The 12010-nt window shown below is 71.6% G+C and carries 10 protein-coding genes and 1 tRNA gene; 5 read left to right on the forward strand and 6 right to left on the reverse strand.

The window, feature by feature from the left end; genetic code table 11:
• Nucleotides 1-60: 60 nt before the first annotated feature.
• Complete coding sequence (locus tag ABD350_RS33780; protein ID WP_030618650.1) at nucleotides 61-588, reverse strand: universal stress protein; 528 nt, start codon at nucleotides 586-588, stop codon at nucleotides 61-63.
• Nucleotides 589-903: 315 nt separating this feature from the next.
• Here ABD350_RS33780 and ABD350_RS33785 point away from each other — a divergent pair, with 315 nt between their 5' ends.
• From ABD350_RS33785 to ABD350_RS33800, 4 genes are all read left to right on the forward strand, one after another.
• On the forward strand, nucleotides 904-1173 hold the full coding sequence (locus ABD350_RS33785) for a hypothetical protein (protein WP_344352868.1): 270 nt from the start codon (nucleotides 904-906) through the stop codon (nucleotides 1171-1173).
• 379 nt (nucleotides 1174-1552) lie between these two features.
• The gene (locus ABD350_RS33790; protein ID WP_344352870.1) at nucleotides 1553-2776 is read left to right on the forward strand and encodes a helix-turn-helix domain-containing protein; all 1224 of its coding nucleotides are present in this window, start codon (nucleotides 1553-1555) and stop codon (nucleotides 2774-2776) included.
• A gap of 123 nt (nucleotides 2777-2899) precedes the next feature.
• On the forward strand, nucleotides 2900-3502 hold the full coding sequence (gene orn / locus ABD350_RS33795; protein ID WP_344352871.1) for an oligoribonuclease: 603 nt from the start codon (nucleotides 2900-2902) through the stop codon (nucleotides 3500-3502).
• Between the two features lie 107 nt (nucleotides 3503-3609).
• Nucleotides 3610-3682: transfer RNA gene (locus ABD350_RS33800), tRNA-His, on the forward strand.
• Between the two features lie 109 nt (nucleotides 3683-3791).
• On the opposite strand, the gene ABD350_RS33805 is transcribed toward ABD350_RS33800, so the two are convergent.
• The 5 genes from ABD350_RS33805 to ABD350_RS33825 form a co-directional block, all read right to left on the reverse strand.
• Nucleotides 3792-4847 (reverse strand): LacI family DNA-binding transcriptional regulator, encoded by a 1056-nt coding sequence (locus ABD350_RS33805; protein WP_344352873.1) that lies wholly within the window; start codon nucleotides 4845-4847, stop codon nucleotides 3792-3794.
• Nucleotides 4848-4932: 85 nt separating this feature from the next.
• Complete coding sequence (locus ABD350_RS33810; protein WP_344352875.1) at nucleotides 4933-6375, reverse strand: GH1 family beta-glucosidase; 1443 nt, start codon at nucleotides 6373-6375, stop codon at nucleotides 4933-4935.
• Between the two features lie 359 nt (nucleotides 6376-6734).
• A complete protein-coding gene (locus ABD350_RS33815; RefSeq protein ID WP_344352877.1) occupies nucleotides 6735-7658 on the reverse strand; it encodes a carbohydrate ABC transporter permease in 924 nt (307 codons plus the stop codon).
• Nucleotides 7659-7672: 14 nt separating this feature from the next.
• Complete coding sequence (locus ABD350_RS33820; protein WP_344352879.1) at nucleotides 7673-8665, reverse strand: carbohydrate ABC transporter permease; 993 nt, start codon at nucleotides 8663-8665, stop codon at nucleotides 7673-7675.
• A 404-nt stretch (nucleotides 8666-9069) separates the two neighbouring features.
• Nucleotides 9070-10392 carry an ABC transporter substrate-binding protein gene (locus ABD350_RS33825; RefSeq protein ID WP_344352881.1) on the reverse strand — a complete coding sequence of 441 codons (1323 nt, stop codon included), beginning with the start codon at nucleotides 10390-10392 and terminating at the stop codon, nucleotides 9070-9072.
• Nucleotides 10393-10885: 493 nt separating this feature from the next.
• Between ABD350_RS33825 and ABD350_RS33830 the strand changes: the two genes are divergently transcribed.
• The gene (locus ABD350_RS33830) at nucleotides 10886-11935 is read left to right on the forward strand and encodes a LacI family DNA-binding transcriptional regulator (protein ID WP_344352883.1); all 1050 of its coding nucleotides are present in this window, start codon (nucleotides 10886-10888) and stop codon (nucleotides 11933-11935) included.
• Nucleotides 11936-12010 lie beyond the last annotated feature (75 nt).

A 12010-nucleotide genomic window follows, 5' to 3' on the forward strand; every position in this document is an offset into this window, starting at 1 on the left:
GCCGGACTCCACCTCGCCGCCATCTTCATCTGGTCGGCGAGGTGATCCGAAGGAAACGGCCTAGGGGATGACGATCACGGGCCGCCGCGCCCGCTTGGCGAGCCGTCCGGCGACGGAGCCGAAGATCCGGCCGACGATGCCGTGCGTGGAGCCGACCACGATCGCGTCGGCCTCGTACTCCCGCCCGACCTCTTCGAGTTCGTGGCAGATGTCCCCGCCCCGCTCGACCAGGATCCACGGGACCTCGGCCAGATAGTCCGCACAGGCCAGTTCGAGCCCCAGGACCTCGGTGCGGTGGTCCGGCACGTCGACGAAGACGGGCGGTTCGCAGCCGGCCCACACGGTCGTGGGCAGCCGGTTGGCGACATGGACGATGATCAGTCCCGAGCGGGAGCGGTGGGCCATGCCGATCGCGTAGGCGAGGGCGCGCTCACTGGAGGTGGAGCCGTCGAAGCCGACGACGACTCCGTGCCGGAAGGCGGGGTCGCAGGAAGGACGTGACTCTTCCGCCGCCAGGGGATCGGCCGCCGTGGGGTCGGCGACCGGCCGCTTGCGGTCCGCTGGTTCGAAGAATTCGTGACCGGCCATGGCTGTCTCGGCGTTGTGATCCTTTATGGGAAGGGACGACAGTGTGCGGCGGAGCTGTGTCCGGGAAACATCTTCCCAAGCCCATACCCCCAAGGGTACGGCGGCACGCCTCCTGAGCCCAGATCCCGCGCACGCTCCGTAAGCGGTCCCCCGACATCCGTAGGGGTTCACCGGAGCATGCACGAGCCGCGCCCGTAACGCAATGGTTGCTGTCCCGTACAGGCGGTTTGCACACCGTTCACAGATGTACGGTCGGTGACCGGCCGGTCGAACGCGCGTTGAACCGGGGTGAGCCACCGCCACAGGGAGTACGAGATGCCCGGACCTCGATCCAGCACCGAGTCCCGCCCCGCGCAGGACACCGTCGGCGAGGTGATCCGGTGGGCGGCCTTCAGCTGCGTGCTCGTACCGGTCGTCCTGCTCTGGTACGGCACCTCGCTGGCCGGCGCCGCCGGCACCGCGCTGGGTCTCACCGCCGTCACGGCCGTCTGCCGACTGCTCCTGCGCCGGTCGGAGCGGTGTGCCGCGCGTTGCGCCACGCAAAGAGGCGGACGTCACACCCGGGGCCAGACACCGGTCGACTGACCTGTTTTCGCGCCTCCGAACGCTGCTTTTCAGCCAACTTCTGGATATCGACCCAGAGGGCTCCGACCCACCCTCCAATCGCCGTTCGACCTGCAAGGAAAGGGTCCGCGAGCCGTCGCGCACCCTATGCGGTTTGGCCACGACGACAAGGCGCACTTCCCTGCACGCCTCGTGAGTGCAACGCTTCGTGATCGAATGCTTCACGCCAAGTTGTCATGTCGACAATGTCCGGCGTGTCGAACTGGCCACCGCGTGTTCGCGGGAACCAGTAAATTCGATCTTGACTGTCTTTACGGCGGGGGACTCGTGCAGGACCGAGGGGAAACGTGCAGGAGCGACACAACCGAGGAGCCGCGACCACCGAGGGGGGCTTAGCAGTATGAGCCACGACTCCACTGCCGCGCAGGACGCCGCAGCCCGGAAACTGTCCGGGCGACGCCGTAAGGAAATCGTCGCGGTGCTGCTGTTCAGCGGCGGCCCCATCTTCGAGAGTTCCATTCCGCTTTCGGTGTTCGGCATCGACCGCCAGGACGCCGGCGTACCGCGCTACCGGCTGCTGGTGTGCGCGGGCGAGGAGGGCCCGCTGCGGACCACAGGGGGCCTGGAACTCACCGCACCGCATGGGCTGGAGGCGATCTCCCGCGCCGGGACGGTCGTCGTGCCGGCCTGGCGGTCGATCACCTCGCCGCCGCCGGAGGAGGCGCTCGACGCGCTGCGCCGGGCGCACGAGGAGGGTGCCCGCATCGTCGGGCTGTGCACCGGTGCCTTCGTGCTCGCGGCGGCCGGGCTGCTGGACGGCCGCCCGGCGACCACCCACTGGATGTACGCGCCGACGCTGGCCAAGCGCTATCCGTCGGTGCACGTCGATCCGCGGGAGCTGTTCGTCGACGACGGCGATGTGCTGACGTCGGCGGGCACGGCGGCCGGGATCGACCTCTGCCTCCACATCGTGCGGACGGACCACGGCAACGAGGCGGCCGGCGCGCTCGCCCGGCGCCTGGTGGTCCCGCCGCGCCGGTCGGGCGGGCAGGAGCGCTACCTCGACCGGTCTTTACCCGAGGAGATCGGCGCCGACCCGCTCGCCGAGGTCGTCGCCTGGGCGCTGGAACACCTCCACGAGCAGTTCGACGTGGAGACGCTGGCGGCACGCGCCTATATGAGCCGCCGCACGTTCGACCGCCGGTTCCGCTCGCTCACCGGGAGCGCGCCGCTGCAGTGGCTGATCACGCAGCGGGTGCTCCAGGCGCAGCGGCTGCTGGAGACGTCGGACTACTCGGTGGACGAGGTGGCGGGCCGCTGCGGCTTCCGCTCCCCGGTGGCCCTGCGCGGCCACTTCCGCCGTCAGCTCGGCTCCTCCCCCGCCGCCTACCGGGCCGCCTACCGGGCCCGCCGGCCGCAGGGCGACAAGCCGGGCGAGCCGGAGCCGGCGATGCCGGTGGCCGGCCCGCAGGGCACCCCCACGGGGCTGTCCGGGCCGGGACCGGTGAGCGGCCCCGCCCCCGCGCTGCTCCACGAGCACCGCGACGGCGGAGTACCGCTGCAGAGCCGCCGCGCCCCGGCCGGCGCGGTGGGCCTGCTACCGGGCCCGCGCAGCGGTAACTGAGGGCACTGGAAGGGGGCGGACTGTCCGCCCCCTTCCGGTTTCCGGCCGGGCGGCGCCCTTCTCCCGCCCTTTCCGCGGAGCACCGGTCGCCTGAAAAGCTCAGGTGCGCTTTAGGGTGGTCGCATGAACGATCGCATGGTGTGGATCGACTGCGAGATGACCGGCCTCTCGCTGTCCGACGACGCGCTCATCGAGGTGGCCGCCCTCGTCACCGACTCCGAGCTGAACGTACTCGGCGAGGGAGTGGACATCGTCATCCGTCCGCCGGCCCGCGCGCTGGAGACGATGCCGGAGGTGGTGCGTCAGATGCACACCGCGTCCGGGCTGCTCGCCGAGCTGGAGCGGGGCACGACCCTGAAGGACGCCGAGGAGCAGGTCCTGGCGTATGTGCGCGAGCACGTGAAGGAGCCCGGCAAGGCCCCGCTGTGCGGGAACTCCGTGGGCACCGACCGCGGCTTCCTGCTGCGGGACATGCCGACCCTGGAGGACTACCTCCACTACCGGATCGTCGACGTCTCCTCGGTCAAGGAGCTGGCCCGCCGCTGGTACCCGCGGGCGTACTTCAACAGCCCGGAGAAGAACGGCAACCACCGGGCCCTCGCCGACATCCGCGAGTCGATCGCCGAGCTGCGCTACTACCGCGAGGCCATCTTCGTGCCCCAGCCCGGCCCGGACTCCGACACCGCCAAGCAGATCGCCGCCCGGCACGTCGTACCCGCGCCGTAGCCGCCCCGTGGCGGCCCGCGCGAAAACGTGTGCGCGAGCACCCCTGAGAACCCTGTAGACTTCTTCTCGGCCGGTCGGGGAAACGACAAGTTCCACCGCCGGTCGTGGTGGGTGTAGCTCAGCTGGTAGAGCACCTGGTTGTGGTCCAGGATGTCGCGGGTTCGAGTCCCGTCACTCACCCTGAGTGATCAGCCGGTGACTTACGTCGGAAGACGTAAGTCACCGGCTGATTCGTTTTCCCGTCCCTCCACCGGCCGGGGTCCGGTCGGAGCCCGGCCGGTGAGCCGCGTCACGACGACGCCCGCACCACCAGCTGCACCGGCAGCACCGCCCGGCGGGGGGCGGTGTCCCGCGACGCGGCCGGGCCCCGGCCGGCGATCTCCGTGAGGAGCAGGTCGATCATCGCGCGGCCCATCTCCTCGATGGGCTGCCGGACGCTGGTGAGCGGCGGGTCCATGTGGCGGGCGATGGCCGAGTCGTCGTAGCCGACCAGCGCCACGTCCTGGGGGATCCGGCGGCCCGCCTCGCGCAGCACCTGGCGGGCGCCGGCCGCCATCACGTCCGAGCCCGCGAACACCGCGTCCAGGTCGGGGTGGCGGGACAACAGCGTGGCCATCGCGCGCCGGCCGCCCTCCTCCGTGAAGTCACCCGGCTCGATGAGGAGTTCATCCGCCGGGCGGCCCGCGTCGGCGAGGGCGTCGCGGTAGCCGTCGGCGCGCCGCTGGGCGCCGTAGACGTCCAGCGCGCCGGTGATGTGCGCGATCCGGCGGCGGCCCCGGGACAGCAGGTGCTCCACGGCCGCGCGGGCACCGGCGTAGTTGTCGGAGTCCACCGAGGTGAGCGACTCGGCCGCCGAGCGCGGGCCGCTGATCACGGCTGGGATCTCCAGCTGGGCCAGCAGATCGGGCAGCGGGTCGTCGGCGTGCACGCCCACCAGCAGGACGCCGTCCACCCGGTGGGCGGCCAGATACTGGGCCAGCCGCTGCCGCTCCCGGTCGCTGCCCGCGAAGATCAGCAGCAACTGCATCTCGGTGTCGGACAGTTCCGCGCCGACCCCGCGCAGCATGTCGGAGAAGTACGGCTCGGCGAAGAACCGGGTCTCCGGCTCGGGGACGACCAGCGCGATGGCGTCGGTGCGGTTGGCCGCGAGGGCGCGGGCGGCGGTGTTGGGGACGTAGCCCAGCTCGGCGACGGCCGCCTCGACGGCGGCGCGGGTGGCGTCGCTGACCCGGGGCGAGCCGTTGATGACCCGGGAGACCGTGCCCCGTCCGACCCCGGCCCGGGCGGCGACCTCCTCCAGGGTCGGCCGCCGGCCGCCCCGGCCCCTCACACCGCTGCCTGCCATGGTCGCCGCCTTCCGTTCACCGGTCAGGCCAGGAATGTAACAGCGTGACGGCGGCGCCTTCGATTCCGCGGGCGACGGGGGACCGTCAGGCGGGCAGGGCGTTGTTGCGGATCACCTCGGCGTACCAGCGGGCGCTGGCCTTGGGGATGCGGCGCTGGGTGGGGTAGTCGACGTAGACGGCGCCGAAGCGCTTCGAGTAGCCGTAGGACCACTCGAAGTTGTCCAGCAGGGACCACAGGAAGTACCCGCGCACATCGGCTCCGTCGGCGATGGCGCGGCGGACGGCGTCCAGGTGGGAGTGGAGGTAGGCGATCCGCTGCGGGTCCTCGACCCGTCCCTCCGGCGAGACGTAGTCGTCGAAGGCGGCGCCGTTCTCGGTGACCATCAGCGGCAGTCCGGGGTACCGGGCCGACATCCCGGTCAGCAGGGTGTGCAGTCCGCTCGCGTCGATGGCCCAGTTCATGGCGGTCAGGTCGTCGTTGGCGAGGTGGAAGGCGACCTGCTCGGAGCCGGTCCACGGGGAGTGGTCGCTCGCGCCGTGGCCGTCGTCGCGGGTGCTGGCGGCGCCGTCGGCGGGCAGGGAGACCACGGTCGGCGCGTAGTAGTTGACGCCGAGCACGTCGAGGGGGCGGGAGATCTCCGCGAGGTCCCCGGCGCGCACCAGCTCGTCCCAGTCGACCAGGTGCGCGGTGTCGCGCAGCAGGTCCTCGGGGTAGGCGCCGTCCAGCAGGGGGCCGGTGAAGATCCGGTTGCCGACGGCGTCGATGCGGCGGGCGGCCTCGGCGTCCTCGGGGCTGCCGGTGAGCGGGCGCACCTGGTGCAGGTTCAGGGTGATGGAGACCTGCGCCGAGGAGGGCAGGTTGGTGCGCAGGGCGCCGACGGCCTCGCCGTGGGCCAGGTTCAGGTGGTGGGCGGCGCGCAGGGTGGCGGCCGGGTCGGTCCGGCCCGGGGCGTGCACGCCGGAGCCGTAGCCGAGGAACGCCGAGCACCAGGGCTCGTTGAGGGTGGTCCACATCCCGACCCGGTCGCCCAGGGCGCGGGCGGCGAGGGCGGCGTAGTCGGCGAACCGGTGGGCGGTGTCGCGGTGCGGCCAGCCGCCCGCGTCCTCCAGCTCCTGCGGCAGGTCCCAGTGGTAGAGGGTGGCGACCGGGGTGATGCCCGCCTCCAGGAGGGCGTCGGTCAGGCGGCGGTAGAAGTCCAGGCCGCGCTCGACGGCGGGGCCCCGGCCGGTGGGCTGGACCCGGGGCCAGGAGATGGAGAACCGGTAGGCCTTGAGGCCGAGGTCCTTCATCAGCGCCACGTCGTCCCGGTACCGGTGGTAGTGGTCGGCGGCGATGTCACCGGTGTCGCCGTTGCGGACCTTGCCGGGGGTGTGGCTGAAGGTGTCCCAGATGGAGGGGGTGCGGCCGTCCTCGGTGGCGGCGCCCTCCACCTGGTAGGCGGCGGTGGCGGCACCCCAGACGAAGCCGGTCGGGAAGGAGGTGTCCGAGGCAGGCTGGACGGTGGTCTCGGGTCGTACGGCGGTCATGACGAGAGCGCTCCCAAAGCGAAGAGTGACGGGACCCCGGACGGCGGTCCGGCGGTGCGGCAGAGGGGGTACGGCCCCGGCGGGGCCGGGGGGTGCCCGGTCCGGTACGGCCCGCTGCGGGGCGGATGGAGGGCTGGGCGGTACCGGACCGGGCACGAGGGGCGGGCCGGCGGTGGGACGCGGTTCCGACGGTGGGACGGGGACGGCGGGCCAAAGCATGGGCCGGCCGAACGGGGCGGTGCGGTGGGCCGGTGAGGCCTGCTGGGCCAGTGCGGCCTGATGGGCCGGTGAGGCCTGGCGGGCCGGACCGGCGGCGGGGTGCCGGCCCCCGCGGCGGGGGCCGGACCGGCGGCCGGGGCTCAGCCCTTGACCGCGCCCGCCATGATCCCCCCGACGATCTGCTTGCCGAAGATCACGAAGACCACCAGCAGCGGCAGGGTGCTGATCAGCGCGCCGGCCATGACGATGCTCTGGTCGGGCGTGTAGGAGGCGCTGAGCTGGCCGAGCGCCACCTGGATGGTGGGGTCCTGCGGGCTCAGCGCGAGGAAGGGCCAGAAGAAGTCGTTCCAGGCCTGGACGAAGGTGAGCATGCCCAGCACCATCATCGCGGGCCGGGCCACGGGCAGCACCACGCTCCACACGATGCGGATGTTGCTCGCCCCGTCCACCTTGGCCGCCTCGATCAGCTCGTACGGCAGCGCCTCGATGAGGTACTGGCGCATGAAGAAGACGCCGAACGCGCCGACCAGGGTCGGGAAGATCACCGACTCCAGCTTTCCGCCCCACCCGATGTCCGACATCATCATGAACAGCGGGACGACGCTGAGCTGGGGCGGGATCGTCAGAGTGGCGATGACCGCGGTCATCAGCACGTTGCGGCCACGGAAGCGCATCTTGGCGAAGGCGTAGCCGGCAAGGGTGCAGAAGAACAGGGTGGCGACGGTGATGCTGCCGGCCACGATCACGCTGTTGACGATGGCCTTGCCCAGGTGTGCCTGGTCCCAGGCCGCCTGGAGGTTGCTCCACAGCCGGCCGCCGGGCACCAGCGGCGGCGGGCTGTCCAGCACCCGCTGCTGGTCGTGCGAGGCGGCCACCAGGGTCCAGTACAGCGGGAAGACCGAGCCGAGGCCGACGACGATCAGGGCGGCGTAGGTGAACGGGCCGCCCCGCAACTGCTGGCCCGCGCCCATGCGGAGGCGGCCCCGGGCCTTGCCGGGGGCGGCGGGAGACGGTGCCGGGACGAGGCCCGGCGACGAGGTCTTGGTGGGACTGGTCGTGGTCATCTATGTCGCTCCCGTCAGGCCGCGTTCTTGCGCACGAACCGGCCGACGATCCAGTTGATCAGGGCGATCAGCAGCAGCAGGACGAGCATGGCCCAGGCCACGGCCGCCGCCGGTCCCAGATGACCCAGCTTCCAGCCGTAGTTGAACAGGTAGATGCTGAGCGTCTCGTACTGGTGCTCGCTGCCGCCGATCGAGCCGAGGGTGCCGCCCTGGAGCAGCAGCGGCTCGCCGAACAACTGCATCGAGCCGATGGTCGAGATGACGATGGTGAACAGGATCGTCGGCCGCAGCGAGGGAATGGTCACCTTGCGGAACTGCTGCCAGCGCGACGCCCCGTCGATGGAGGCGGCCTCGTACAGATCGGTGGGGACCGCCTGCATCGCGGCCAGGTAGATGAGGGCGTTGTAGCCGGTCCACCGCCAGATCACGATGACCGAGATGGCGATCTTGGAGGTCCAGTTCCCGTTGCCCCAGTCGATGTTGCCGACGCCGAAGAAGTGCAGCACCCAGTTGAGGATGCCGCCGTCGGCGCGGAAGACCAGCGCGAAGACGAGGGCGGCGGTGGCGACCGAGGTGGCGTACGGGGTGAGGATGACGGTCCGCCAGAAGGTGCTGGCGCGCAGCTTGTAGTTGAGCAGGTGGGCGAGGCCGAGGGCCACCAGCAGCTGCGGCACGGTGGAGATGACACCGATGACGAAGGTGTTGAAGACGGCCGTCCAGAACTCGGAGTCCTGGAGGATCCTGGCGAAGTTGTCGAAGCCGACCCACTCGGACTGGTCGAGGCCCGTCATCTCCACCCGGTGCAGGGCGATCCAGCCGGTGTAGAGGAGCGGGTAGAGCCCGAAGGCGCCGAAGATCAGGAAGAAGGGGGCGATGTAGGCGTACGGCGACGCCTTGTCGTCGAAGCGCCACAGCCGGCTGCGCCATGTGCCGCGTCCGTTCGACGCGGCACCGGAGCCGCCGGACGGCGGGGTGTAGGCACCCCGGGCGGGGGTTGTCGTTGCCACGGAGGGAGTCCTTCCCTGAAGGTTTCGGCCGGTGGGGCGTACGGCGCGGTCCGGACCGGGACCGGTCCGCCGCTCCCCGCGCGGATCGGTACGGTGGCGGACGACCCGTGCCGCGGCCTGACGTGCGTGTGGGGCGGAACCCGGCCGTCGGCCGCCGGTCCCCGCCGGTGACGCCGCGGCGGTGCCCTGTGCCGGGCACCGCTCCACGTCGTCGGGCGCTCACCCGCACGGGCCCGGGTCCTGTCGTCGGGCTCCCGTCGCCGGCGCGGAGGCCGGGCCCGGCGGGAGTGGGACGACCGGGCCGGGATCCCCGTGCCGCGCGCCGGTCTGCGCTGCCGGCGGCGGAAACGGGGTGCCCGTGCGGGCGGGGTGCGGGCGACCGGGGCCGCCCGCACCCGGGCCGGTCAGCCGATCGCCTTGTCGAGCGTCTCGGTCGCGGCGTCCCAGGCCTCGTCGGGCTTGGTGCCCCGCTTCTCCATGTTGTTGATCTGGGTGGAGATGGTGTCCTTGATGACGCCGTCCTTCGGGCCGAGCACCGCCTCGGGGATGGACTTGGCCTCCTCGGCGTAGATCTGGCCGATGGGGGCGTCGCTGAAGTACGGGAGCTTGGCGTTCTTCACGTCGGCCAGTTCGTAGGCCTTCTGGTTGGACGGGAAGATACCGGCGGCCTTGAACACCGCGGCCTGCTGCTCGGGCGCGGTCAGCCACTTCACCAGCTCGGTGGCCTCCTTGACGTGCTTGCCGCTCTTGGGAACGGTCAGGAAGGAGCCGCCCCAGTTGGCCGCCGTGGAGCCGGGCGCGCGGGAGATGTCCCACTTGCCCTTGTAGGTGTCACCGGAGTAGGTGACGATCTGCGTGGACATCCAGGCGGGGCAGGCCACGGTGGCCACGCTGCCCTTGCGCAGCGCCGCGAACCAGGCGTCGGTGAACTGCGGCAGGCCCTGGGAGAGCTTCTTCTCGGCGGCTTCCGCGGCCAGGTTCCAGCCCTGCTTGACGGACGGACTGTCCTTGTAGACGGGCTCGCCGTCGGCGTCGTAGTACTGCTGGGAGGACGAGGAGACGACCGCGTTGTACATCGCGGAGGCGGAGTCCATGAAGTAGGTGCCGGACGGCGCCTTCTTCTGGTACTGCTCGCCGAGCTTGAGGTAGTCCTCCCAGCCGCCGGCGACGGCCTTGGCGACGGCCTCGCGGTCGGTGGGCAGGCCGGCCTTCTCGAAGAGGTCCTTGCGGTAGCACAGGGACATCGGGCCGATGTCGGTACCGGCGCCGATCACCGCGCCGTCCTTGGTGGTGGCCTGCTTGGCCTTCCAGGACACCCAGTCGCCGACGTTGATGTCCTTGCTGAGATCGGTGAACTTGTCCGCCTGGGTGTCCACCACCTCCTTGATGCGCCCGACCTCGATGCCGGTGACGTCCGCCAGGCCGCTGCCCGTGTTCAGCTGCTGAAGGAGCTTCGGGTAGTAGTCCTGCTCGCTGGCGGTGGTCTCTTCCTTGACCGTGATGTTCGGGTGCAGCTCGTGGTACTTCTCGAACAGCTTGGCTTCCTTGTAGCCGAACTGCCCGTAGTCGGCGACCGTGAGGGTGATGTTGCCGTTCGCGTCCGCGCTGTCGGAGTCGCCGTCGTCGCTGCTGCAACCGGTCAGCAGCAGGGCGGAGGCGGTCAGGGCCGTCGTGGCCACGATCGCCGCTCTGCGGCCGTGGCCACCGCCGGTACGGGTGATGCGCATTCCACTACTCCTTGTTCCAGTGGGGAACGGGACCTCAGGATTCGGACCGCCGGGCCGGGCGGTGTGGACCTGCCCTCTCGGATCGAGCAGCGGCTAGCCAACAGCACACGGTGTGCGATGGAAACGTGCTGGTCAACGGTGTGCCATGCAAGGTAGAGGGGAAGGCCATGGGTGGTTTCGTCCACACGGAAGAGAGCCACGGTCACCCCGTGGGACCGCTCCCACGCGGCATGCCGGAAGACTCGTCGGTGCCGGGGCCGGGTGTCAAGACTTGAAGACGGCGTTGTTGCGCAAGCGTGTTCCGTACGTCACGGGAACGTGTCGCCCCGCTCACCTCGGCGGGCCCGTCATCCGGCCGTTGAGGCCGGCGTAGGCCCAGGTCACCCGCGGTCCGGCCGCTCTACCCGGTCATCTGCCCGCCGCCGTGGGGCGGTTGCGGGAATTCCTGGGCCAGAATGAAGCGCCCCCGACCCGGACCGCCGGAAGGTGAACGATGAGTTCTGCCGAACAGCCGCAGCCGCGCCGGACGGCGGACGCGCGGCGACCGACCCTGAACGCCGTGGCCGCCCGCGCCGGCGTGGGCCGCGGCACGGTCTCCCGGGTCATCAACGGCTCCCCCAAGGTCAGCGACCGCTCCCGGGCGGCCGTCGAGCGGGCGATCGCGGAACTCGGCTACGTCCCCAACCCCGCCGCCCGCTCGCTGGCCACCCGCCGCACGGACTCGGTGGCGCTGGTCGTGCCCGACGCCGAGAGCCGCCTGTTCGCCGAGCCGTACTTCTCGGAGATCATCCTCGGCGTGTCCGCCGGGCTCTCCAGCGCGGGGATGCGGTTGCTGCTGGTCCTCACGGGCGACGAGACCGAGTACGGCCGGCTGGCCGGCTACCTGGCCGCGCAGCGGGTGGACGGGGTGCTGCTGATGGCCGTGCACGCCGAGGACACCCTGCCCGACCGGCTCGCGGAACTCGCCGTGCCGACCGTGCTCGCCGGGCGCCGCGGCGAGGCCGAGCGGCTGGGCCACGTCCGCGCGGACAACCGGGGCGGGGCCCGGCTCGCCGTACGGCACCTGCTGGCGGGCGGGCGGCGGGCCGTCGCCACCATCACCGGCCCGCTGGACATGGACGCGGCGCGGGCCCGGCTCGACGGCTACCGGGACGCGCTGCGGGAGGCCGGGGTGGCCGTCGCCGAGGAGCTGATCGCGGCCGGCGACTTCACCGAGCAGGGCGGGCGCGCGGCCATGCGGGAACTGCTGCGCCGGCGCCCGGATCTCGACGGCGTCTTCGCCGCCTCCGACGTGATGGCCTCCGGCGCGGTGCAGGAACTGCGCGCGGCGGGCCGCCGGATACCCCGGGACGTGGCGCTGGTCGGCTTCGACGACTCCATCGTGGCCCGGCACATCGATCCGCCGCTGACCAGCGTCCGCCAGCCGCTGGCGGAGATGGGCCGCACGATGGCGAGCCTGCTGCTGGAGGAGATCGCGCAGCGCGGCACGGGGCAGCGCGGGGTGGTGCTGCCCACGGAACTGGTGGTGCGGGAGTCGGCTTGACGAGGGGCGCCCGCACTCTCGCGCGCCCCCCTGTCGCCACCACGCCACCGCACGTTCCCCCTTCCATCGTGGGAG

The sequence above is a fragment of the Streptomyces nogalater genome (genome assembly GCF_039532885.1).
Classification (GTDB): domain Bacteria; phylum Actinomycetota; class Actinomycetes; order Streptomycetales; family Streptomycetaceae; genus Streptomyces; species Streptomyces nogalater.

Bases quoted from the DNA above. Each gene is read 5' to 3' on its own strand.
- ABD350_RS33780 (WP_030618650.1), bottom strand. From the start codon at position 588: ATGGCCGGTCACGAATTCTTCGAACCAGCGGACCGCAAGCGGCCGGTC.
- ABD350_RS33805 (WP_344352873.1), bottom strand. From the start codon at position 4,847: ATGGCAGGCAGCGGTGTGAGGGGCCGGGGCGGCCGGCGGCCGACCCTG.
- orn (WP_344352871.1), top strand. From the start codon at position 2,900: ATGAACGATCGCATGGTGTGGATCGACTGCGAGATGACCGGCCTCTCG.
- ABD350_RS33815 (WP_344352877.1), bottom strand. From the start codon at position 7,658: ATGACCACGACCAGTCCCACCAAGACCTCGTCGCCGGGCCTCGTCCCG.
- ABD350_RS33790 (WP_344352870.1), top strand. From the start codon at position 1,553: ATGAGCCACGACTCCACTGCCGCGCAGGACGCCGCAGCCCGGAAACTG.
- ABD350_RS33785 (WP_344352868.1), top strand. From the start codon at position 904: ATGCCCGGACCTCGATCCAGCACCGAGTCCCGCCCCGCGCAGGACACC.
- ABD350_RS33810 (WP_344352875.1), bottom strand. From the start codon at position 6,375: ATGACCGCCGTACGACCCGAGACCACCGTCCAGCCTGCCTCGGACACC.
- ABD350_RS33830 (WP_344352883.1), top strand. From the start codon at position 10,886: ATGAGTTCTGCCGAACAGCCGCAGCCGCGCCGGACGGCGGACGCGCGG.
- ABD350_RS33825 (WP_344352881.1), bottom strand. From the start codon at position 10,392: ATGCGCATCACCCGTACCGGCGGTGGCCACGGCCGCAGAGCGGCGATC.